The 24,302-nt window shown below is 33.8% G+C and carries 16 protein-coding genes; 12 read left to right on the top strand and 4 right to left on the bottom strand.

All coding sequences use genetic code 11. The features are described from left to right. Window positions 1-10: 10 nt before the first annotated feature. From VB776_RS07615 to VB776_RS07600, 4 genes are all read right to left on the bottom strand, one after another. On the bottom strand, window positions 11-2,005 hold the full coding sequence (locus tag VB776_RS07615) for a gluzincin family metallopeptidase (RefSeq protein WP_323327656.1): 1,995 nt from the start codon (window positions 2,003-2,005) through the stop codon (window positions 11-13). Window positions 2,006-2,275: 270 nt separating this feature from the next. Beyond that, window positions 2,276-4,684: a type IV secretory system conjugative DNA transfer family protein gene (locus VB776_RS07610; RefSeq protein ID WP_323327654.1), complete on the bottom strand. Its 2,409-nt coding sequence runs from the start codon at window positions 4,682-4,684 to the stop codon at window positions 2,276-2,278. A 57-nt stretch (window positions 4,685-4,741) separates the two neighbouring features. Then, window positions 4,742-5,773, bottom strand: coding sequence for a relaxase/mobilization nuclease domain-containing protein (locus tag VB776_RS07605; protein ID WP_323327652.1), 1,032 nt, complete (start codon window positions 5,771-5,773; stop codon window positions 4,742-4,744). After that, window positions 5,754-6,116, bottom strand: coding sequence for a plasmid mobilization protein (locus VB776_RS07600; protein ID WP_323327650.1), 363 nt, complete (start codon window positions 6,114-6,116; stop codon window positions 5,754-5,756). The genes VB776_RS07605 and VB776_RS07600 overlap by 20 nt, the downstream gene beginning before the upstream one ends. 348 nt (window positions 6,117-6,464) lie before the next feature. Between VB776_RS07600 and VB776_RS07595 the strand changes: the two genes are divergently transcribed. The 12 genes from VB776_RS07595 to VB776_RS07540 all read left to right on the top strand — a co-directional run bounded on the left by VB776_RS07595 (window position 6,465) and on the right by VB776_RS07540 (window position 24,296). Then, on the top strand, window positions 6,465-6,836 hold the full coding sequence (locus VB776_RS07595) for a hypothetical protein (RefSeq protein ID WP_323327648.1): 372 nt from the start codon (window positions 6,465-6,467) through the stop codon (window positions 6,834-6,836). 25 nt (window positions 6,837-6,861) lie between these two features. Further along, the gene (locus VB776_RS07590; protein ID WP_323327646.1) at window positions 6,862-7,593 is read left to right on the top strand and encodes a P-loop NTPase family protein; all 732 of its coding nucleotides are present in this window, start codon (window positions 6,862-6,864) and stop codon (window positions 7,591-7,593) included. After that, the gene (locus tag VB776_RS07585) at window positions 7,571-8,008 is read left to right on the top strand and encodes a hypothetical protein (protein WP_323327644.1); all 438 of its coding nucleotides are present in this window, start codon (window positions 7,571-7,573) and stop codon (window positions 8,006-8,008) included. Before VB776_RS07590 ends, VB776_RS07585 begins: the two co-directional genes overlap by 23 nt. Window positions 8,009-8,111: 103 nt before the next feature. Continuing rightward, window positions 8,112-9,059, top strand: coding sequence for a ParA family protein (locus tag VB776_RS07580; RefSeq protein ID WP_323327641.1), 948 nt, complete (start codon window positions 8,112-8,114; stop codon window positions 9,057-9,059). 19 nt (window positions 9,060-9,078) lie between these two features. Continuing rightward, complete coding sequence (locus VB776_RS07575; RefSeq protein ID WP_323327639.1) at window positions 9,079-9,987, top strand: ParB N-terminal domain-containing protein; 909 nt, start codon at window positions 9,079-9,081, stop codon at window positions 9,985-9,987. 576 nt (window positions 9,988-10,563) lie between these two features. Next, window positions 10,564-11,934: a replication initiation protein gene (locus tag VB776_RS07570; protein WP_323327637.1), complete on the top strand. Its 1,371-nt coding sequence runs from the start codon at window positions 10,564-10,566 to the stop codon at window positions 11,932-11,934. An 83-nt stretch (window positions 11,935-12,017) separates the two neighbouring features. After that, the gene (locus VB776_RS07565) at window positions 12,018-13,031 is read left to right on the top strand and encodes a PDDEXK nuclease domain-containing protein (protein WP_323327636.1); all 1,014 of its coding nucleotides are present in this window, start codon (window positions 12,018-12,020) and stop codon (window positions 13,029-13,031) included. 255 nt (window positions 13,032-13,286) lie between these two features. After that, window positions 13,287-13,964 (top strand): RNA polymerase sigma-70 factor, encoded by a 678-nt coding sequence (locus VB776_RS07560; protein WP_323327634.1) that lies wholly within the window; start codon window positions 13,287-13,289, stop codon window positions 13,962-13,964. A gap of 62 nt (window positions 13,965-14,026) precedes the next feature. After that, window positions 14,027-15,007 (top strand): FecR family protein, encoded by a 981-nt coding sequence (locus tag VB776_RS07555; RefSeq protein WP_323327632.1) that lies wholly within the window; start codon window positions 14,027-14,029, stop codon window positions 15,005-15,007. A gap of 30 nt (window positions 15,008-15,037) precedes the next feature. Then, window positions 15,038-18,574, top strand: a complete 3,537-nt coding sequence (locus tag VB776_RS07550) for a SusC/RagA family TonB-linked outer membrane protein (protein ID WP_323327630.1) — start codon at window positions 15,038-15,040, stop codon at window positions 18,572-18,574. A gap of 417 nt (window positions 18,575-18,991) precedes the next feature. Then, window positions 18,992-22,255, top strand: coding sequence for a SusC/RagA family TonB-linked outer membrane protein (locus tag VB776_RS07545; protein ID WP_323327628.1), 3,264 nt, complete (start codon window positions 18,992-18,994; stop codon window positions 22,253-22,255). 34 nt (window positions 22,256-22,289) lie between these two features. Next, a complete protein-coding gene (locus VB776_RS07540) occupies window positions 22,290-24,296 on the top strand; it encodes a RagB/SusD family nutrient uptake outer membrane protein (protein ID WP_323327626.1) in 2,007 nt (668 codons plus the stop codon). Window positions 24,297-24,302 lie beyond the last annotated feature (6 nt).

The following is a 24,302-nucleotide window of genomic DNA, read 5'->3' as shown; positions in this document are numbered from 1 at the left end:
TAGTATTGATTTAGTGAATGTGCAAAGCGGCAAATGGCTCACTATCCTTCATCATTAAAGCCGAATCTGCTTCATTTTGAATGCTTGAAATCGTAAAGTCTATTTGTGAGTTTAATCGTTTGGAATCTGTAATATCCTTAATAATAGCATATTTTATCTCAAAGTTTGAAAGGTCTATGATAAGAGTAGCTCCACCACGATATGAATATTGATTATTGGGGAAATATCCTTTAAAATCAGAATTACTTAAATCAACATACACTTTTTGCAGTAATGTAATAATCATCAATTTAGAAGGAGTCCCATCTTTTTGGTTATGCCTAATAACAGGTACGCATTTATAAACCTGAAAAATGCCATCCCCAGTCGCTGTTTGTCTTTTTGGCGCTCTAATGATATTTTTCTCACTTGTACTATTTATATAATATTTTATTTCATTAAAGCTCATTCCTATTAACTTTTCAATGTCTTGATGATCTTTATCATCCCTAAAAAAATCAAATTTTGAATTAAAAATTCTATGTACCTCAGCAGCTAGTAAATTATAGTTTTGATATATTTTTTCTCTATTATTTTCTCTTAATATTTTCTCAATACTGTTTATAGCTAAATTTCTGCTATTTATCTTCTTATTTTCTTCAGGATCGAAAATGTATTTTATTGCTTGTTTGAAAAGCTTCATCTTATTGAATTTTTCATTACCTACAATTTTGTTTTCATTTAATTGATTATCTAGTGGTTTCCACACAAGCGAGTCAACAGAAAATGTATTTATTCCTAAAGGAACTATTCCCCAACTTCTGAATGCTTCTAGTAAAGCAAATCTCAAACTTTTTTCTTCATCAGGATTATTCTCTATATCAGCAGTTATTAATGCTCTTAAATAATCACCGAATGTCAAATCAAGAGGTGGACAGTAATCAATAGCTCTTATACATACTGAAAGTAGTTTTGTTGCAATCTCCCTAGCCTCATCTGAAAGTCTCTTTACTAAATCTGGAGAAATATCTCCTTGTGCTAATATCCCTGTACCATTTGAAGCAATTCTTAGTAAATCAGCAATTTGGTACTTATACAATCGAGTAAAAGCATCAAAAATCGCTGCAACTAATATTGCACCTCTACTATGAGGGTCTTCTGTAGAATAATATTTTTGGGGATCTGGCTCTACTGCTTTAGCTTCACCCTTATCATCTATACTAACTAAAAAACTTCTTAAAGCTCTTCTATTTGGTGAAATAGCCTGTCCAAATTGAATGGCTAAATCTCCTAATAAGTTTTTAGTTGAAAGTAAATCTCCTTTAGAGCTTCTTATCTGATCTTCAACAACATTAGTAAAGGTAAATCTTTGTAATAAAGCAATTATATCTGAGAATCCTTCATGAAAGGCAAGCATATCAGGATTCGTTGGAAACCTCCAATAAGGGTGCATGCTATCAATTATTGCATGAGTAACTTCGTGGGCTACAATATCAGGAGAAAGGCAAGTAAAAATAGCTAAACCTGGAATATTATTTCCTCCCCAGTTATTTGCTGCCTCAAAATAACCAAAAAGAAGGGCTAATTTTTCAGGAGAATAATAGGCATTTTGTTGTCTGATAGCATGTGGGTAAATTCTTAATTTGGATATATATTCATATTTCGTTGAATCATCCACTTTATATCGTCTTGACCAAATAATCTTTCTTCCCAAGGCGTTTTCAAACTGGGATATTACTGACATTACAACAGCATATACTTGTTGCTGATGAAATTTAGGATTACCTTCGGTTGGATCTAATCCATGGTCAGCAAGAACCTCACGGTCATTTAAATTTATTAAATCATAGTAAACATCAAGACTTGGATCGTAGTCTATGATATCAATGTATTCCCCAAATGGATTTTCTGCATTAATTTCTTCCCATCTTACTTTATATACGACCTGATTACTTTGCCTTTTTCCAATCGTTGAAGAAAAAGAAGGGTCAAAAGCATATCCTTTTAATTTTCTAAATGTGGGCATAAATGAACGTGATTTAATATTAATTAATCATACATTGAAAAATAGCTACCAATTATTCTCAAAATATTTATTCAATTCACAAAACCTTTAACTATTAATATAAATTACTGATTATCAGTAACAAATAATTTTTTTGTAAACATATTACTTAATATCTTTTTACAAAAAAAAATCAATAAAAACTTCTCTAAATAGTTATTATTCGGTTAGTTGCTTTCTAAATTAATGAAAATTAAGTCAAATTATTCTTAGTATATTAGAACAATATTTCTAAAAATCATCGCCATCATAACTTTCATAATCATTCATCGGTTTTTGAACAGAAGCACTGCTATACACTTGAAAAAACTCTCTGTAATGCGTTTGTAAGTTTTGGGCTTCTTCAGAGGTATATTCTTCATACAATTTCTTGGGAGCTGCCACAATCTTTCCATCCACTAAACTATCCTGACTTTCAGTTTCTGACAAGGCTATTTTACTAGCAATATTGTTCTGAAAGATGGTATTCATGATTTCTAGTTTATCCATAAATACTTCTCCATGAGGACTTAAGCCTTCCTTGGTGAGGTATTTATTCACTTTCATGATATAATTCAGCATTCCTTCGGCTAGTACTTCTAAATTAATATCTTGACTTTCTTCCTTTTGAAACTGAAAGCGTATCAGCTCTAAATATTGTAAGAGGACTAAATCCTTTTTGATTGCTTCATAGTTTTCTCTCACCATAATTTTTACTCGCATTTCTCTATCGCTTTCTGTTTCTCCTTTCATTAAACGAAAAGCTGGATTCAAATCTGGAATTTCTTTGATGGGCATTTTTGTCGTGGGTGATGCTTCATGAGCTAAGGCATCTATTTTCCCGTGAAAGCGTTTGTATTTGAGTGGTGCAACAAAATCATCTGAAATGGTTCCTACCATCTCTCCTTGCGATAAATTGGCAATCGTAGAAATGGTTACTGCTTCATTAAGCTGGGTCGATACACTATAGGAAATTCCTTGTGCTGAAATACTTTCTGAAACCTGTTCTTGATTAATTTTCCCAATACATTCAGAAATCGTCTTGGCTAATTCTCCTCGAATTTGCCCTGTCAAAATAGAACCAACCATATTAATAATCATATTAGCCTTTTCTTGTCCGTACCTCAGTACAAATTGTGAAGTGTCTTGAATCCCTAAAATACAGGCTACTTTATTGGAACGTGCTGTGGCTATTAGATTACTAACCGAATTAAAAGGTAAAGTGGGTAATTCGTCTAAAATAACAGCTAAAGGTAATTGGTTCTTTTTGTTAATGGTTTTGGTGAGCTTTCCATTGAGTAGTGAAAGTAATATTCCATAGGTATCTTCTCTATCTGGGTCATTCCCAATTACTAAAATAGAGGGGTTTTTAGGATTTGAAATATTAATATCAAAATCTGCTCCTGTAAAGGCCCAGTAGATGCCGGGATCACTTAATTGTCCCATCGGTATCACTAAGGAATCCACCTGCCCTTGTAACTGCTCAAAAACACCTTTCTCAAAAGCATTGTTGAAGGTTGATGCTAGATTCCTGACATAAGGATCGGACATTAAAAGTGGAAAGAGTATTTCATAGGGCTTTTGTAATAATTCTACCACATGGGGAAGGCTACAAAACTCCTTTCCATATTGATTAGACTTTCGTTTTAAAAAGTATATACAAGCCGTTAATAAGTTTTCTGCTGATTGGTCGAAGAATTTACTACTCCCATCTCCCCCACCTTCTGTTCCTCTTAAGCCTTGCATGATAAATTTGGCACTTTCTGCGGCATCAACCACCTCTAGGATTAAGTTTGAGCCTATGGGATTGATTCTGTTGGATTTAAGAGGGCTTTTAAGATCTATTTGATAATACTTAGGGAAAAGCTTTCCTGTCTTTTTCTCCCAATGGGCTATGCTCCCGTACTCTTGTTTGAGTAGTTCTTTGTAATGCCATAGCCCGTTGAATACTTCTAGTGCTAAAGTCGGTATTTTAAAATCGTACACGTACAAACAATAGCCCTTGTGAATCAATTGATGGATGGCTAAATTGATTGTTCCAAAAGATTTTCCTGAACCAGGGGAACCTGCTACTAAGATGGCTCGAAAGGGATTAACAAAATTAAGCCAGCCCTTATGCCATTTTTGTTTGTAGTAAAAATGATATGGGATATTAATACTATGCGCTGTTTCTACTTTTTCTAGCATCTGAGGAAATGTTTCTTTTTCAACATTGAATTCCTCTGATTGATTGTGCTGAACCAGTTGTAATAGTAAAGCAATATTACTCATGTAGCAATAATATCCTATCACCAACCCTATTATGTATACGTAAAATCCCCATTGGTTATAAGGCAATATATAAAACAAGAAAGCACTCATTAGAATAAGTAAACAACCAAAGCTAGTATTCCTGACTATTTGTGATTTTTTAAGCTCTTTATCTTTACCTATTGGCGTTGTAATGGCATATACTAATAGCATAAAAACTGCTAACGTATTCATCAGTATCGAAGAATTTACCATGGAAAGCCTTCCATTTAATGACAAATAAATAGGATCTAGCCATGAAATGTGTAAGCTTTTACGCATCAATGGATAGTAAAAGAAAAAGAGGTGTACAGGAATAAGTGTAATACCAATCACTTTGATAAACTCTGCATTTTTGGTTTGTTCATTCATAGGAAGTATTCAAATTATTAAGGGAACTATAGAGCTAAATACTGATTTTTCAAAATACTAACGCCTTTTTCTTCTTTTATAGTACACATTTTCTTCTTTATCACTTTTACCGTATGCCTTTTTATAATTAAACTCCAGATTTTCTTCTAAGGGTTGAGGAATACTTTGTAATAGTTCATCAGGAGTGTTCAGGTCAATATTACTCTTTCCTTGATTTTGCTGCTCTTCTGTTTTTCGTTTAATCTTTTCTTTTTTGAAGGTATAGGCTGGTTTTTGTTTAATTTTTCTTCTTTGAGATGAATACTCATTAGCTTTTTTATTGCCTCTTTCTTCTTTGCTCATTTGACGGTTCCTAAAGAACACAGCCTCTAAATCTCGCTTCTTGAAGGTCTTATTTCCGACATTCAATTTGTCTCTCTTTAGTAACAATGGAATGTTTTGAGCTTCACAGATTTTTTCTAAATGCTTTATATTTCTGATACTATTGAGAACTGGATTTTTGGCTAAATATATAATATCTCCGTGATTTGCCCTTATTTCCAAAACCCCTTTACTATCTGCCATTTGCTCTTGCTTATCTGTTAAACCTAAATCATATTTTAAAGCAAGCGCTATAGCTCTCTCTGCTGTTTTTGCTTTTTCTTTCCAATCTGGATACAGAGTTTTATCATTCTGACACCTATTAAAGATAACATGAATATGATAATTCTCTGTATCAGCATGTGAGATGGCTACATATTGAGTTTTATCTAAACCAGCATCTTTTACATACTGTTCGCAAAGTTCTTTTATCTTGTCTTTCTCTAATTTTTTAACATCTTCTTCCGTAAAAGATAAAATATGCTCTCCAACATACTTCGTGCTATAATCACCATAATTGCGATGTAGTTTTGCTTGATTGATTAAATCTGAGATAAGCCTATTTCGACCTACTTTATCTTCTATTCCAAAAGGAACTCTCAGATTTTCTGCATGACTTACGATTTCAGGGCGTTTATTAGCACTTCCTCTATCTTTTAGTCTTCCTTCAAACAAGTAGTTAATTAAGCCTTCAAATGATTTTCCTTTTTCACTCACTACCCCCACCATGATTGTACTTATCTAAGATTTTATCAATATTTCCTAGCTGTAGATTTACTTGCTTTATCATTTTATCTATGCCATGAATATGACAAAGCTTCAAGAGTTGATTAAGATTATTGGCAATACCTATCAATTGTTTTTTGGCTTTTTGTTCTTCTTCCGTAAACAAATTTTGAACCTTTCCTTTGAGCGTCATGGAACGAATATAAGCTGACCTTGACATTTTTAAGCCTTTCGATTTTTGTTTAATCTCTTCAAATTCTGTCTGGGTGAACCTCGCTGGAATAACACATTCCAAGGCATCTTCTAATCTAGGTCGTCCTGATTGTTTTGGCTTCTTTGCTTCCATAGGTCTGTGATATTTTAGGTTGATGTGTATTTCCTGTAAAATGATTCCTTCCTCAAAAAGTGCTTGCACGCCAGTTTATGTATACATAATCTCCATCTTGCTTCACTACAAATGTAGTGAAAAATATTTTAATATATATTAAACTAATATTTTTATCTGAATTCCTTAATTTTATATCATTTTTACACTATTATTGTATAAATATTACCATAACAGCCATTCTTACACTAATCTGACAATAGTCTTTCATTAATCTTACATTAATTTGACAATAGTGCTTTTTTAAGCTTTTATAAACCATCCTACTTCAAATTTATAAGAGAAATAATCAAACAAAACTTAATTTTTATGCTCACGATTGATGAAATAAAACAACGAAAATTAGCAGGAAAACGTAAGTGGAGAAAATCATTACTCCCATTTATCAAACCTTTATTTGATGAAAATATGCCTATGGATGCCATCACAAAATTCCTTTTGGAAACCTATGATTTCGTAATCTCTGAAGAGGTACTCTACCAAATTAAATTCAGGTATTACAATACTGAAAAGAGTACGAAGAAAATATTAGACCCAAAATTGATTCTCAAAAATAATAGCACGGGTATTCAATCCAGTATTGAACAAAATCAAGAATCTCCGACTGCAGAAAAGTTATTTGCTCAAATGAAGCTCGCCAACCAAAAAACAAATGAATTTGATTTTGGAAACGATTTTTAATAAAACCCTTTATTACATCTTTATCATGAAACAAATTAATCTAATCCTACAAGCCAAGGGGGGCGTTGGCAAATCACTTTTTACTTGGTTTGTGGCTCAAGCTGAAAAAGATAAAAAAACTTCATTTATCGACTTGGATGAATCGACCAAAACAACTGCTAATCGGCTTGAATCGGTTGTTGGAAAGAATAGAATTCGTCATGTTGATATTTTGAACGATTATAAAAGGTTAGAACGGGAGAAAATTATTGCACTTTTTGAGTCTTTGTCTAAAGTACAGTCCCCTACTATTTTTATTGATTTTGGTGCGGCTGAATCTGAAGAATTCAAGAAATTGCTGGAGTTTGATATTCCTGCTCATATTCTTAAAGAGGAACTTTCTCAAATGGGGATAGACCTTAGATTTTATATTATTATGGCTGGCAGAGATGCTTTTGTAGCTTGTTATTCATATTATGAAAAGTTGAAATTTCTCATTGAAACACACTTCCAAATGATAGTACTTATTAACGAAGGTACTTTTTCAGATGCCGAGACAATAACTTTAGTTAAGCAAAATTTTATAGATACTGGTGCTCTTTTCAAAGGTTTTGGCAATTTAGGAAATGCTGAATCGGGTAGAGATGTGATTAAAATTTTAACAGAAGGTAAAGGGGAGGATGCTCTCAATCTGATGGGTAAAATAACTTTTAGGAAGGTATTAGAACAGGTAAAACTAATTATTGCTGAACATCATGGTGAATTTGAAAGAAACTAGGCATCAACTTGCTCATAAATACGACATCGCTGCTGAGGATTTAGATCCTTCTATCATTCCTATTTTAATGGCAATTGATAATATGGCAAATCGTCTTGAAAAGTCTGTTAATGGTTTTCAACATCAATCAAAACAGATTGAAATTTTGATGAAGCAACAAGCTCCTGCTATTTATTGTGATCATCCTAAAACGGCTTTAATCCTTGGCATTGGCAAATATGGTAGTATTTTCTTGGCTATATCTATTTTTTTATCCGTGTTTTGGATGGGTTTGGTGATGCTAAAATCCAATGAAAAACAATATGCACATTACAAACAGATTGCTAAGGTAATTCAGTTTGATGAACAATCAGGAAGCTATTTTATTCGGAAGGAGGATTTTAGGAAAGTGGAGAAGGGAATTGTGATTAAATAACTAAAGGAAGAAAGAAAAAATTAAAACAGTTATGATTATTTGTCAAAAATACTTGACAAATAATCATATTTATCTTAATTTTAAGACAAATAAAATCAGAAATATGCTCTCTCACGATAAAACAATCTTATTTCTAAGAAAAAATCCAGCTCTTTCAGTTTCAATTCTTGAAAAAGAAGCTGGACTTCCTGCAAGTACGCTTTCAAAAGCGCTCAACGGCGATAGAATTCTCAATACGAAACATCTCAATGCACTTTATCCTATTTTAATTAAGTATGGATATAATGAGGTTCAGCATAATAAAGCTAGAATTATTTCTATCGTTAACCACAAAGGAGGAGTAGGTAAAACAACTACAACCATTAATCTTGGTAGAGCTTTAAATAAACTAGGATTTAAAGTCTTATTAGTTGATATGGACTCTCAAGGAAATTTATCTCAGGCTTTGGGTATAGATAATCCTGAAAAACAGGTAGTTAATGCTTTACTAAAAAATGAAGACTTGCCTGTAGTGCAAATTGTAGAAAATTACGATTTATCTCCAAGTGATTTAGAATTAGCTTTTGCTGATTTAGAACTTGTTCAAGCAGTAGGAGGGGTCAATCAACTTAAAAACAAATTAAATCCACTTAGAGATAAATACGATTATATCTTAATTGACTGCCCACCAGCCTTAAATATCTTTACAAACTCTGCTTTGGTTGCTTCAAATGGCTGTCTGGTTACTTTACAGCCAGAGGTTTCTGCGATGAAAGGAATTAACAATTTGTTTGAACGAATTTCTCAAGTACGAGAACGAATTAATCCAGAGCTTGTAGTGGAAGGGATTGTATTAACAATGGTAGATAAGCGTTTAAAAGTACACAGAGACATGATTGAGTATGTGTATAAAACGCTAAGTAACTTCAGAATATACAAAACAGAGATTAGAAATAATGTATCAGTAAAGGAATCGCAGATTTCACAAATCAACATCTTTGATTACGATCAAAACTCAAACGGGGCAGTAGATTATATGAATTTGGCAAAAGAATTTTGCTCAAACACATAAAACTTCTTAGAATAATATCATGGCAAAAAAATATATGGGCAATCTCGGAACGGCCACAATCATTAAAGATCAAAGTCTTTTAAATCATGAAGCAATCAAACAACAGATTTATATCGTTGACGAACTTCGTGACCTTATTCCACCGCTCCAAGAAGAAGAGTATTCACAATTAGAAAAAAATATTTTAGCTGAAGGTTGTAGAGAAGCTTTGATGGTTTGGGAAACTACCAAAAACATTATTAATAATACTACTTCAGATAACTCAACTGTCTATGTTTTGGTAGATGGCCACAACCGTTATGGAATTTGCCAAAAACATCAAATCAATTTTAAAATCCACCTTGTTTCTTTTGAATCATTAAAAGACGCAAAAGAATATATGATTGATAATCAATTAGGAAGGAGAAATCTAATTCCTGAACAGGCTTCTTATTTAAGAGGTATTCGATATAATACAGAGAAGCTCGAAAAGGGTAAATATTCTCGTGAAGAGCATAAAGGTCAAAATGTCCCTTATGCTCCAGAAGCCAAAAAAGAAGCTACTTCACTTAAACTTGCCAAACAATATAATGTTAGTGAAAAAACTATAAAAAGAGATGCTGAATTTGCAGAAGGTATCGACCTACTAGCACCTGGTCTTAAAAAAGATATTTTATCAGGAAAAGTAAAAGCAAAGAAATCTTCAATACAACAACTTGCTAAACTTGAAAATGTAAATCAAAAATCTATTGCATCATTAGAAGAAGTATCTAACCTTTTGGACGAACATAGTGCAGAAAATTCACCAAACAACTCAGATAATATTGATGACCTGACAATAATAAAGAAAAAAATTCAAGGAATAGTCGAGAAATTATCTATTAATCCCAATCCAACGCTTTGTGATGAATTAATACAAGCTTCAGAGGCGCTTAAAAAGTTACTATAACAAATTTAGGGATGACTTATTCTTACATCATTTCTATATTTTTAGTTGTCAATTTGTTAAAAAAAGGACTTATTATAACAAATTTAGGGAAGAAATTGCTATCAGAAATACATATTGAAGGTTATATTATAACAAATTTAGGGTTGGCGAGCTATTTATCTATAACAAAAATAGGGGAGAAATTAATGGTTTAGCCTTTATTAACAATTATACCAAATTTAGGGCTATTGACCTTTGATAGTTTAAAAAGATAATAAGCTAACATTACCCAAATGTATATTTTATTAAATAATCATTAAAAAAGTATACAAAATTAGAAAAAAACAGCAAACTCCTGTTTTGAGTATTTTACTTTTTATTTTATGTTTTTTATGTATTTTCAGGCTTTGTAACTACTTTAAAATCAATTAATTACATAATTTATTATAACAAATTTAGGGCTTATTATAACAAATTTAGGGTTTTCTATAACTTTTTTAGGGATTAAATATAACAGATTTAGGGTTTTCTATAACAGATTTAGGGCTAACTATAACAGATTTAGGTATATTTACAGGATATAATTTAATATTGCGCATGAAAAAAAAGGATAACGGTAAAGATGGTTCACAATCAGTTAAATTGATAAGAAAATCTAACAATCTTGTAGAAGGCAAATATCGATTTGATATTTGGGAAATGCGTGTTTTCACTAAAATGCTAACCCTTATCTTACCTAATGATGAAGATTTTAAAGAATATAGAATTTATCTAAAAGATGTAATAGAAGACTTTAACTTAACGACTGATAAACAGGCCTATAATTTATTGAAAGGTGGCGCAGTTAAGTTAATGAAAAAGGAAATAAAAATAGTAAGGGATACAGATGAAGGGGAGAAAGAGTTTTTGACGCATATTGCTGTGGGTTTAGATAGCTTCACAAGTAAAAGTCAGGGGAGTTATATAGATATTTCGTTTCATCCCAAGATGAAACCTTTTCTTTTGCAGCTGCAAACGCAATTCTTGATGTATGATGTGCGCAATATTTTACAGTTACAAAGCTCTTTCTCTGTACGTATTTACGAATTATTAAAACAATATGAACGTATTGGGAAACGAACATTTACGCTTACAGAACTAAAAGATACATTGGCTGTAGCGGACAAGTATCCGTTGTATGCCAATTTCAAACAACGGGTAATTCTAAAAGCACAAGAAGATTTAGAGAATTACACAGACATTAAGTTTACATTTGAAGAAGATAAAAGGGGGAAAGCTGTCCATTCCATTGTTTTTTACATATTATCTAACAAAACCGTTGTAGATGAACGAAAACTTCCTGAAAATGTAGAAGAAATAGTGCCAGTAGCTAATCAACAAGAAGAGATAACATCAAAAGAAATACATAGTTTGATAGAACATTTTCAAGGGGTTAATATTAAAACTGTGAATGAGTGGTTAGAAAAATATCCACCTAAATATGTTATAGAAAGAATAGAAACCCTCAAGAAGTATCAAAAGGAGGGGAGGGTTATTAAAAATCCAATGGGTTATTTACAAAAATTAATGCTTCAGGATGTTCTTTTTATTCCTCAAAAGCAAGAAGCTAAAAGTCCAAAAACTGATACGAAGCAACAAGAAAACATAAAAGTAATAATTAAGAGAAAAGAAAAAGAACTAGAAAGTTTGAGAATTGATTACTATGAAAATCAGAATAGATTAGTATCAGAATTTTTCATCAAAAATCCTGATATTCAAGAAAAAATCATAGAAGGATTATCCTTTGGGGCTGAATATAACAAGCAACTTAGTCTTGAAGCTAATTTAGCTAGGGCTTCATTTGTCGCAGTATTAAATACAAAAGTAAGAGAATTGTATCCAACCATATTTAAAGAGCTTGATGAGCCATTTGTGAGACAAGAGAATAGCCTGAAACAAGAACTTAGAACTTTAGGGTGGATAGGGTAGAGGTTTAAATTTTCAATAAATTCTTTATTTTCTATTATAATAAAAAATATCAACACCTCAATAAATTTTAATATCTGATTAGTATGGAATTACAAGAATATCAAACGCTTTTAAATCAAATAAAGTCAACCATTCATCAAGCTCAAGTACGAGCAACATTAGCTGTAAATTCCGAAGGGATTATACTTTATTGGCAAATTGGAAAAATGATAGCCAAAAAGCAAGCTAATGAAGGATGGTCTGCTAAAGTGATTCCTAGATTGGCCGCAGATCTAAAAAATGAATTTTCAGAACAAAAAGGTTACTCTGAGCGAAATTTGAGTAGAATGCTCACTTTTTTTAACGAATATCCTGATATGGCGATTTTGCCACAAGCTGTGGCAAAATTGCCATGGGGGCATAATATATTGCTTATACAGAAAATAAAAGATACTGATACTCGGCTTTGGTATGCACAACAGTGTCTTGAAAATGGATGGGGACGTGAAACGCTTGATTGGCAAATTAAGAATCAGTTACATTTACGCCAAAATAAAGCCATTAGCAATTTTGTAACGACATTGCCTCATCCACAATCTGACTTGGCACAACAAACACTCAAAGATCCATATCTCTTTGATTTTCTGACGCTTGATACACAGTATAGAGAAAAAGATATTGAAAATCAATTAATTAAACACGTAAGTAAGTTCTTGTTGGAATTAGGAAAAGGATTTGCTTTTATGGGACAACAATATCATTTGACCATTGCCGATAATGATTATTACCTTGATCTACTATTTTATCATACACGTCTTAGATGCTACGTGGTTATTGAACTGAAAAACACCAAGTTTAAGCCAGAATATGCTGGAAAGTTAAATTTCTACCTCTCAGCTGTGGATAGTCTGGTGAAGATGCCTGATGATAACCCAACTATCGGCTTATTGCTTTGTAAAGAAAAAAACAATCTAGAAGTCGAATTTTCACTTAGGGATATGTCAAAACCCATAGGAGTAAGTGAGTATATTGTTACACCTAATTTACCAGATAATCTAAAAAGTAGTTTGCCAACTATTGAGGAAATCGAAGAACAATTGAAAGAAAATGACAATTAAAGCCAATTATAAGCTGATTAGAGACATTAAAAGAGTTTAAAATCAAGCGTATGACTATGGTTAAGTGTTTTAACATTTTTTACAATATTCTTCAATACCTATGTGCAAAAAATAATTTTCAAGTTCTTTTAAAGAAAAAGTATTCGAAAAAGAGTACAATTTGTAGTTTTTTTTATCTTTAATATAGAAGGCTCAATATAAATGTTTATTCAGGCTTTCTGTTATTGATTTTAAAGCGATATACTAACGAAAGCAATGAGTATTCTAAATGATAAAATAGCAGTTCAAGAAAAAAAACCTGAATCTTTTTTTATTGTAAATAATGATAATATTCGAGTGAATACTACCAAGATGCTTGATACCGAATATTTGATTAAAGAAGCGTTTAAAGAGAATATTGACAAAGGTATAGAGTTACTTTTTGTGAATTACTATTCCATTTTGTGCAATCATGCCATTCGTTATGTTACTTCAAAAGAAATTGCAGAAGATATTGTATCAGATGTATTCTTTGAATTTCATACCAAAGCATTACATACAACAATTAATACATCTTTCAGAGCGTATTTGTTTATGTGTGTAAGAAATAGAGCTTACGATTATATCAGAGCAGAAATTCGCCATAAAAATACTTCTTTAGATGAAGCCATTTATGTAGCCACAGAAAAAGACAACCATCCAGATTCGGTAATACAGTATGAAGAACTATATCAGGATGTTGAAAAAGCCATCAATGAAATGCCTTTAAAAAGGAGAGAAATATATCTTCTAAATCGTTTTGAAGGGAAGAAAAGCCAAGAAATTGCGGATGACTTAGATGTTTCTATCAGAACGGTTGAAGCACATTTATACCAAGCGGTACGACAAATAAAGGAAACTCTTCAAGGAAAATGGAGCTTAATCGTAGTATGTTTTGTAAATTTATTTCTTTAATTTTTACAAACAGTAAGTATTAGTCTCTTGGCGTTCGTCATGTAAGAAATACGGAATAAATTATGAAACCGCTTATCACCAAAGAATATTTATATCATTACTTCGACGGCAAGGCAACATCATTGCAGAAACAATACATTGATGAATGGGTTAAACATCCTGATAATATGGAGTTTTTCTATGAATGTTTAGCACAATGGGAAAAACAACATCTGCAATATTGGGCTCCTGCACAGCAGGGATATCAGCGTCATATAGGAAGAATAAAGGATTTCAACGTAGACAAAAATCTAGCTGAAACAACAGCACCGAATCAGGAAAAGAAACCATTCTCATTCTTAATTGCGGCATCTGTTGGATTATTATGTTTGATAGGATTAAGTTTTTTTTTCAAAGAAACAATTTTCAATATAACCTATACAACCACTTTCGGAGAAACCCAAAAAATTACATTGGATGATGGCTCAGAAGTATTCTTGAATGCTAACTCGTCCTTAATTGTACCTCGCTTTGGTTTTAGTAATTATACCCGTTCGGTTGCATTGACAGGAGAAGCCAGTTTTTCAATCAAGCATTTGCCTGATAATCAGCATTTTATTGTTAGGACAGATAATCAATTTGAAGTAGAAGTATTAGGGACAGATTTTTTAATATTTAGTCGGGAACGAGGTGGAAAAGTTGTGCTTTTAAAAGGTGAAGTGCAATTTAAAGGACTAGAAAAGCAAATCACAATGAAACCAGGTGATTTGGTGACGGTGACAGCCAATGGTGTAACGGCTTTCTCACAAAGTAAAAATCCTGAAAAATTTTCTTTATGGAAAGAACATCGCTTTGTTTTTGAGGAAACTACCCTTGAAGAATTAGCTTTTATTATCCAAGAAAACTTTGGATTAGCCTTAGTACTTCCTGATAAAGAAATAGCAAAATGGACTATTTCTGGGTCATTCCCAGCCAAAAATATAGAAGAATTACTAGCAACGATTTCGGTAGCATCGAATCTTAATTTTAAAAAAGAAGGAAAAAAAGTAATTATTGTTCAGTAGTGATAACTGAAATCCGAAAGTATATTTAACATGAAAAAAGACTTGCTGTCTTTTCGTTTTGGACTGCTTTTAGTAGTTTTTTTTCTTTTTAGGAATAACCTAAAAGCTAACTTGTCCTTTACTGAAAAACAGTATAATAAGCACACGTTTACACCAAAAAAAAAGCTCAAAGAGGTACTCCAAGAGCTCAAGAAATATTATCAAATTGATATTCTGTTTTTCGACAAAAATGTAGAAGGATTTACAGTAAATCCAGCAAAACTAGATTTCCACAAAAAAATAGAATATAATTTAGATATTCTCCTAAAGCCTTTCAACCTTACCTATAGCAAAACCCAAACAGGAGTTTATGTTATTTTTCCTAATAAAGCGAATTCTATTAAAGAAAACACCGCTCCTCAAACAGCTAATAATAAACAATCATCAGATAATATTCTTAGTATAATCAATATTACAGGAATTGTAAAAGACAGCACAGGTAAAGCAATTTCAGGAGTAAATATCCTCCTTAAAAACACACAAAAAGGTACTTATACAGACGAAAATGGGCATTTTAAAATATCTGCCCCAGTTTATACAACACTTATTTTTAGTTATATAGGATTTAAAATCCAAGAGATTTTGGTTGAAAATCAGACAAACTTTAGCATTGTTTTACGTGAAGAAACCAATACCTTAGATGAAATTGAAATCATTTCCACAGGCTATGAAATGATTAATAAAAGAGATCATACAGGTGCAACAGGGAGTATCAAAATGTCGGATTTATCTAAAGCCCCTGTGCGTTCTGTTGATGAAGCTTTGGGAGGAAGAATAGCTGGAGTACAAGTAGTTTCACCAGATGGGCAACCAGGTGCAAATAGTGATATTGTGATTAGAGGAATTGGGTCAATCTCACAAGCTACTAGTCCCCTCTATATCATTGATGGTTTTATTCTAGAAAATATTAATTTTAATGCACTCAATATTGACGATATAGCTTCTATCGAAATCTTAAAAGATGCTTCCGCCACAGCTATATATGGTTCTAGAGGTTCTAGTGGAGTGGTTGTTATGACGACCAAAAGAGGAAAAAATCTTCAACCAACGTTTATTTATAATACCTATTACGGTGTTCAAAGTCTGATAAAAAAAATGGATGTTTTGGACGCCTATAATTTTGTAAAACTGCAATCTGAAATTAACCCAACTTGGACAGCCCAAAACTATTTTACTAATGGAAAAACATTAGAAAGTTATCGAAATGCCCCAACAATAGACTGGCAAGATAAAATGTTTAATACTGTTCCTTATCAAAATCATTCACTCTCGCTTTCTGGTTCTACAGGAAAAACCAATTATCTGTTATCAGGCAATTTTATTAATCAAAATGGGATATTAATTAAAAGTGGCTTTAAGCGTTATCAGGGGAGGTTTACGCTAGACCAAGAGATTAACCAACATTTTAAAATAGGAATTACCAGTAACTATAGTATTGTCAATACCTTCGGGAATATTGCCAATACACAAACGTTGCCTACAGCGCGGGGTGTGAGCAATCATCCATCGTACAATTTGATGTACAATATCTGGAGCTACCGTCCATTAAGTGGATTATTACCGTTAAGCGAATTTGAAAATACCCTAGAGGACTCTGGCGCAGGCAATACCGATTTAGATAGATTCAACCCATATATACAAGCCATCAATGAAGTAAATGAGTATCAAGTAAGTACTTTAACATCAAATGCTTATCTGGAATACAATTGGAGTAAGGATATAAAAGTGAAACTGTCTGGTAGTCTGAATTTACAAAGTGATGAACGTCAGCAATTTTACAATAGCCAAACAAAAGCAGGGAGTTCACTTTCATTATTAGGGGCTTTGAATGGCGCAAATGGGTCTATTAGCAGTAATAATAATATAAATTATCAGGTCGAAAATTTATTGTTTTACAATAAGAGCTTTCATAAGAATCACCAAATAAATGTCTTAGCGGGCTTTACTCTTCAAAAAAATACGAGCAAATCAAAATGGTTTTCGGCCATCCAAGTACCTAATGAATTACTTGGTGTGAATGGATTAGATGAAGGAACTCCTTATCGTGTTGGAGCGTCGTCAACAGGCAACGCAATGCTTTCCTATCTTGGTCGAATCAATTATAGTTTTCGAAATAAATACTTGTTTACGACGACCTTCAGGGCTGATGGGTCTTCAAAATTTTTAGGGGCACACCGTTGGGGATATTTTCCTTCTGGGGCAATTGCTTGGCGAATTAGCGACGAGCCTTTTATGAAAAACCTTCGCTTTATTTCAGAAGCCAAACTAAGAGCAAGTTATGGTTTGACAGGCAATAACCGAGTGAGTGATTTTGCCACCGTTACAAGTATTGGTATCAATTACAATGGTAGATATAGCTTTAATAATGAGGTAATTCAAGGAACGGCCCCCACAGCTTTGGCGAATCCAAACTTAAGCTGGGAAACCGCTACGATGTTGGATATTGGCTTAGAAATGGCTTTTTTAAATCATAAAGCCACGGTTGAAATAGACTATTATCAAAAAAGGACAAATGATTTACTATTAGATGCCAGTGTTTCTAGCACAACAGGCTTTGTTAATGCCATTCAGAATATTGGTAATATACGGAATGAAGGACTAGAGTTAACTTTTCAATGGGTTAATGTTAAAACAAAAAACTTTACATGGAATAGCAATTTCAATATTGCATTCAATAGAAACAGAGTGCTTGGTTTAGCTAATAATGAAATAGCACGCTTAGAAAGTTCAGTATCAAACTCATTTTCTTCCGAACTCCAAAACATCCCTTTATACATTGCTAAAGTCGGCCAGCCTGTAGCCCAGTTTTATGGATACATAGCGGATGGCTTATACCAAATTGCCGATTTTGACAAAATCTCCACTAGTACAAACACTACTTATATTTTGAAAGACGGTGTAGCTTATGCTGGTACTAATCGAAATGCTGTTCAACCAGGAGATATAAAGTTAAAAGATATTAATGGCGACGGTATTTTGAATAATAACGACATGACAGTTATTGGAACCCCGTTGCCTATACATATTGGTGGATTTAGTAATACCATGAATTACAAGGGTTTTGAATGCCATATTTTTGGACAATGGTCTTATGGCAATCAAGTATTTAATGGTAATCGGCTCAACATGGAAGGCGTAACAACAGGGGATAATCGTGGGCTAGGGCTCAATATGTTTGCAGTTTATAGCAATCATTGGACTTTCGAAAACCAAAATGCCAAATATCCCAGAGCATTACCAAGCCCAAGTACTAGACGTGCCTATACTTCTGATTTAATAGAGGATGCCTCTTATCTTCGTCTCAAAACGCTTTCTTTAGGGTACAAAATCCCTAAGAAATATTTAGCAAAAACAGGAATAGAATTATTTAGAATATATGTTGCTGCCCAAAACCTTATTACTTGGACTCGCTATCAAGGGCCAGACCCAGAAGTTTCTACCAAAAATAGTCCCCTAACACCCGGTTTTGACTTTTCACCTTATCCTCGTGCTAAATCTATTGTTATGGGTATCAATCTTACTTTTTAACAAGACATTTCTTCTTTAAAAAATATTAAGAAAAATTTCAAACTAGACTAAGTATTTGTCTTAATCAGTTCGTCAATACGATACAAATGTGAAATATTCATGACTTTATTGGACAAAATGAAAATATTAGAGCCTTCTAATTTAAAAAAGTCAATAATTTTTATTTATACATATTTGCCTAATCGATTAATCAAAATTGACACTTTAATACAAATATTATGGACAAACGACTACGCTTGATTTCTAGAAAAAAACCTCTAAGGGGTTTCATTCAAATTAACCTAATGTGTAATGACTCATTAAAAACCTTCAAAGTAAATAGTAAGAAAGCAGAGTGGTAATAGAAGGAAAAAACAGAAAAAATATTAGTCATTCTTAAAAAAACATTCGCTAAAAAAGTAACTATTTCAATAAATCATGCAGAAAAATAGTCTATTATTATTTTTAGGAGTTACGCTTATTGTAGTACAGCTGGGTGCTGTAAAACTATTTGCTAGTACTCGTATTGATACAAAGCAAAATCAGTCTGGGCAACGAATAGCAAATAATGCCGTTGACGAAACCATAACAGGCACAGTAACAAGTGCAGATGGAGAAAAACTAGCAGGCGTTACTGTTAGTATAAAAGGCACAACGAAAGGAGTGCTGACAGATAAAAATGGACAATTCAAAATAATCGTTGCTAAAGAAAAATCAACTTTAGTTTTTAGTTTTATTGGCTACAAAAAACAAGAAATTGTATTAGTAAAACAGACTGTATTAACCATTACTTTACAAGAAGAAACTAGTGTTTTAGATGAGGTACAAGTTATTTCTACAGGCTATGGTTCTGTTTCAAAACGTGATTACACAGGGTCAACTGGAGCTGTAAAAATGTCTGATTTTGAAAAAGCTCCTGTGCGTTCATTTGATGAAGCTTTGGCTGGTCGCTTAGCTGGTGTACAGGTTACTTCAGCTGATGGGCAACCAGGGTCAAATGCTGATATTGTTATCAGAGGAACAGGTACACTTAGTGGAAGTACAGCTCCCTTATTTGTAATTGATGGATTTATTCAAGAATCTGCTAATTATAATGCTCTAAATCCTAGTGATATTGAGTCTATTGAAGTGCTTAAAGATGCTTCAGCTACAGCTATTTATGGAGCACGAGGTGCCAACGGTGTAATTATCGTTACCACAAAAAGAGGAAAAGCCGCCAAACCAACTATTACTTACAATACTTATTTTGGGACTCAGAAAATTGCGAAAAAAATGGCGCTAATGGATGCTTACGAATTTGTAAGACTCCAAGCTGACATTAACCCAACTTGGACGGCCACTAACTATTTTTCAGATAGCAAAACACTAGAAAGCTATAGAAATGCAGAAGCAATAGACTGGCAAGATAAGATGTATCAGGAAGCCTCATTTCAGAACCATGCTTTGTCTTTAGCTGGTAAATCAGGTAAAACATCCTATTTACTATCAGGAAATTTTGTTGATCAACAGGGACTTATCATCAATAGTGGCTTTAACCGCTATCAAGGGCGTTTGGCTCTAGATCAGGAGATAAACAATCATTTAAAAATAGGTATTACAACTAATTATGGTGTTACATCGAGTTTCGGAAATGTCGTAAATACACAAACTGTGTCAGGAAATACGGGCTCACTAAACGATGCCGCCTATAATTTAATTTACAATGTATGGTCGTATCGCCCTCTAAGTGGTTTGATGAGTATTGCAGAGTTAGAGAATATGGTAGAAGATGGAGGAAGTGCCATTGCAGACTCAGATAGGTTTAATCCCTACATTCAGGCAAGTAATGAAATCAATGAACGTACCCAAAATGCCTTTTCGTCAAATGCTTATTTAGAATATAAGTTTTTAAAGAACTTCAAGTTACGTGTTACGGGTGGTATTACTTTGAATAGCGAAGAGCAACGCCTTTTTTACAACAGCCTTACCAGAACAGGTAGTCCACTCACACGTTTTGGTTTGACTAATGGTCCAAACGGAGCAATTAACACGAGAGGAACATTCAACTATCAAAATGAGAATTTACTGTTCTATGACAAAAAAATTGGTAAGGATCATTCTATTGGTGCTTTGGTAGGGATGACACTCCAAAAAAACACCAGTAATTCACGCTCTTTCAGTGCCTTACAAGTACCTAACGAGGTACTAGGAATCAATGGCTTAGATGAGGGTACGCCCTTTAGAGTAGGAGTATCATCTACTTTAAATACTATGATGTCTTACTTAGGCAGAATCAATTACAGTTATAAATCTAAGTATTCATTTACAGCCAGTATGCGTGCAGATGGTTCATCTAAATTCCGAGAAGGGCACCAGTGGGGATATTTTCCATCGGGTGCACTTGCTTGGCGCTTTTCTGATGAACCATTCATGAAAAAATGGAACTCGGTACTTTCAGATGGCAAATTAAGAGCAAGTTATGGCATTACTGGTAATAACAGAGTATCCGATTTTGCTACTTATGCTACCGTTACAACGCCATTTAATAGCCGATATGTTTTCAATAATATTGTTACAGTTGGTTCAGCTCCTTCAACCATTGCCAACCCAAGCCTTACGTGGGAAACCTCTTCTATGTTAGACATTGGTCTTGAGCTTGGGTTTATTAATAATAGAATAAACCTTGAAGTAGATTATTATAAAAAGAAAACTTATGACTTACTACTAAACTCAACTATTTCGAGTACAACAGGCTTTAGTTCTGCTTTTCAAAATGTAGGGGATATTCAGAATGAAGGGTTAGAGTTTACTTGGAATAGCTTGAACGTAAAAGCAAAAGATTTCTCGTGGAGCTCAAATTTCAACATTTCGTTTAATAGAAACAGAGTACTCAGATTAGCCAATAACGAAAATGCAATGCTAACGACTGTTTCTGGTTCATTTTCTGGAAACCTAACCAGTTATTCTCTATATATTGCAAAAGTTGGGCAGCCTGTTGCGCAATTTTATGGATTTATTGCAGATGGGCTTTACCAAGTATCTGATTTCGATGTATCAAGAAATGGCGCAAATACCAGCTATATTTTGAAAGATGGAGTCCCTTATTATGGCACAAAAGCAAATATTCAGCCGGGTGATGCCAAGTTCAAGGACTTAAATGGTGATGGTTTACTTAACAATAACGATAATACAGTTATCGGAAACCCTTATCCATTACATATTGGGGGCTTTTCTAATGCATTTACCTACAAAGGGTTTGACCTAAATGTATTTTTCCAATGGTCGTATGGCAATGAGGTCTTCAATGCAAATAGAATAATGATGGAAAGTACCACAACAGGCGATGATAGAGATTTAGGAATGAATATGTTTGCCACTTATGCTGACCGTTGGAGCTTTACAAACCAAAATGGGCAGTTCCCACGTGCTAGAACCAATGCAGGAGGAGTAAGAGTGTATTCGGACCGTCATGTAGAAGACGGTTCATTTATTCGACTAAAAACTATTTCTGTAGGCTATAATGTTCCTGCAAAATTTTTGAAAAAAGCAGGTATCTCGGCCTTAAGGCTTTATGCTTCGGCACAAAACCTTAAAACTTGGACAAAATACCAAGGCCCAGACCCAGAGGTTTCAACCAAAAATAGTGCTTTGACCCCCGCTTTCGACTTTTCGCCTTATCCAAGAGCAAGAGTAGTAGTAGTTGGGCTAAACCTTACATTATAAGCACTTTTTTATCATCATTTATTAGCATTATATCATGGAAAAACTAAGATTATTGATATTGGGTATTATTAGTACGCTTTGTATAAGTTCTTGCAAATCTTTCTTAGAACCCGCACCAGAAGACTTTTCGTTAACAACGACTTTCTATCAAAACGAGCAACAGATAAATTATGCACTATCTGGGTTATACTCTAACCTGAAAAATTCAGGATTAGGCGAGAACTATTTGGTAAGATGTACGGCATCGTCAGATGAAGGATACTTTTACAATGCCACAGAGCAAAGCCCAGCCACTTATTATAATATTCCTGGTGATACCTATATCTCGGGTGTTTGGACAAACGCTTACACTGCCATCAATTTCACTAATAATTTACTTGATAATATTGGCAGATCTACAGGTTTAACCCCAACTGTAAAAAGCCATGCAATTGGCGAAGCAAAATTTCTGAGGGGATATTATTATTTCATGCTTGCACAATGGTTTGGTGATATTCCATTACACTTAAAGTCGAGCGAGTCAGCACAAGATGGTATTCGCCCACGCACACCCGTAAAAGAGGTGTATGACCAAATTATTTTGGATATGACAGAGGCTGATTCTTTGCTATATGACCAAACTACAGCTTCTTTGGGGTATTCAGAAAGAGTAACCAGAGATGCCGTACAAGGAATGTTGGCAAGAGTATGTCTATTTGCCGCAGGTGAGCCCGTAAAAGATACCAAACGCTTTGCAGATGCTTTAAGCTGGGCGATGAAATTAAGAAATTCGGGCAGACATAGCCTTAACCCAGACTTCAAACAGATATTTATTAATCAAATTCAAGATAAATACGATGTAAGAGAGTCTATTTGGGAAACAGGTTATAATTATATCTCCCCTACTTCAACCTTGAATTCGGCTGGAGTTGTAGGTATTTATAACGGGGTAGCTCAAACATACGGCCCAACAATTAATGGAACAGTTAATTATGATAGTGGCTATGTATATGGCTATCATAAGGTACATCCACGTTTATACAGAGCTTATCAAGCTGCTGATGCCCGTAGAGACTGGACAATTGGGAATTATAATCATACAAATGCTGTAAAAACCTATTTAGGTCCACTACAATTATGGGAAAGAATGCCTGCAAAATGGCGAAGAGAATATGAGTCTGCTATGACAAAATCTCAGCAACGAAGCAATTCAACCAATATGCCTTTACTGCGCTATTCGGATGTATTATTGATGTTAGCCGAAGCTGAGAATGAAGTAAATGGCCCAACAGCGTTAGCTTATGAAGCCGTTAATCAAGTACGAAGAAGGGCTATCTCTAGTACTCCTGTGGTAGATTACATTACAATGACCAATCAAGGAACTGGTTATACTGGCGTAGGTTATACTAATGTCCCGTCTGTAACCGTAACAGGGGGTGGTGGTTCAGGAGTGAAAATTATGGCAACGGTAGTTACTGGTAGAGTACACCTAGTTTTAACGAATCAAGGTAGTGGCTTTAGTAGTGCCCCAACAATTACCATTGGTAATCAATGGACAGCAAACACTGTTTATTCAACAGGTACACAAGTTGCTACTAACGGAAGGCTATACACCGTAACCACAGCAGGTACAAGCACCAATACTGCTCCAAGCCAAACTACTGGTGCTTCGTCCGCTGGAACAACAGGAGCCGTATTTACTTATGCAGGAGTAGCCGCTACTGCAACAGCTACAATAAGTGCTATGCCCGAAGTAGATGTGCCAATGGGGCTTTCGAAAGCAGATTTCAGACAGGCAATCCGTGATGAACGTTACAGAGAATTAGCTTTTGAAGCTCTCCGAATTGGAGATTTAAGAAGATGGGGCATATTAGTACCTACTATCAAAAGTATGGCAAATGATATTAATGGTTTAGTAGCTAACATTCCTGCGGCGGCGACTACGTTTGCTACCCCTGCACTTGCACCAGTAAATAATATTTCAGCAAGAGATATTTTCTGGCCTATTCCAATTCGAGATTTAATATTAAATCCGCAAATGACACAAAACCCTGGTTTTTAATTTTCT

The organism is Arcicella gelida (assembly GCF_034931025.1).
GTDB classification, from domain to species: Bacteria; Bacteroidota; Bacteroidia; order Cytophagales; family Spirosomataceae; genus Arcicella; species Arcicella gelida.
Note: the sequence above shows the minus strand (reverse complement) of the source record. Positions and strands in the feature narration are given on the sequence as shown.

Bases quoted from the DNA above. Each gene is read 5' to 3' on its own strand.
- VB776_RS07565 (WP_323327636.1), top strand. From the start codon at position 12,018: ATGGAATTACAAGAATATCAAACGCTTTTAAATCAAATAAAGTCAACC.
- VB776_RS07540 (WP_323327626.1), top strand. From the start codon at position 22,290: ATGGAAAAACTAAGATTATTGATATTGGGTATTATTAGTACGCTTTGT.
- VB776_RS07615 (WP_323327656.1), bottom strand. From the start codon at position 2,005: ATGCCCACATTTAGAAAATTAAAAGGATATGCTTTTGACCCTTCTTTT.
- VB776_RS07570 (WP_323327637.1), top strand. From the start codon at position 10,564: ATGAAAAAAAAGGATAACGGTAAAGATGGTTCACAATCAGTTAAATTG.
- VB776_RS07560 (WP_323327634.1), top strand. From the start codon at position 13,287: ATGAGTATTCTAAATGATAAAATAGCAGTTCAAGAAAAAAAACCTGAA.
- VB776_RS07580 (WP_323327641.1), top strand. From the start codon at position 8,112: ATGCTCTCTCACGATAAAACAATCTTATTTCTAAGAAAAAATCCAGCT.
- VB776_RS07590 (WP_323327646.1), top strand. From the start codon at position 6,862: ATGAAACAAATTAATCTAATCCTACAAGCCAAGGGGGGCGTTGGCAAA.
- VB776_RS07600 (WP_323327650.1), bottom strand. From the start codon at position 6,116: ATGGAAGCAAAGAAGCCAAAACAATCAGGACGACCTAGATTAGAAGAT.
- VB776_RS07550 (WP_323327630.1), top strand. From the start codon at position 15,038: ATGAAAAAAGACTTGCTGTCTTTTCGTTTTGGACTGCTTTTAGTAGTT.
- VB776_RS07555 (WP_323327632.1), top strand. From the start codon at position 14,027: ATGAAACCGCTTATCACCAAAGAATATTTATATCATTACTTCGACGGC.
- VB776_RS07605 (WP_323327652.1), bottom strand. From the start codon at position 5,773: ATGGTGGGGGTAGTGAGTGAAAAAGGAAAATCATTTGAAGGCTTAATT.
- VB776_RS07595 (WP_323327648.1), top strand. From the start codon at position 6,465: ATGCTCACGATTGATGAAATAAAACAACGAAAATTAGCAGGAAAACGT.
- VB776_RS07575 (WP_323327639.1), top strand. From the start codon at position 9,079: ATGGCAAAAAAATATATGGGCAATCTCGGAACGGCCACAATCATTAAA.
- VB776_RS07545 (WP_323327628.1), top strand. From the start codon at position 18,992: ATGCAGAAAAATAGTCTATTATTATTTTTAGGAGTTACGCTTATTGTA.
- VB776_RS07585 (WP_323327644.1), top strand. From the start codon at position 7,571: ATGGTGAATTTGAAAGAAACTAGGCATCAACTTGCTCATAAATACGAC.
- VB776_RS07610 (WP_323327654.1), bottom strand. From the start codon at position 4,684: ATGAATGAACAAACCAAAAATGCAGAGTTTATCAAAGTGATTGGTATT.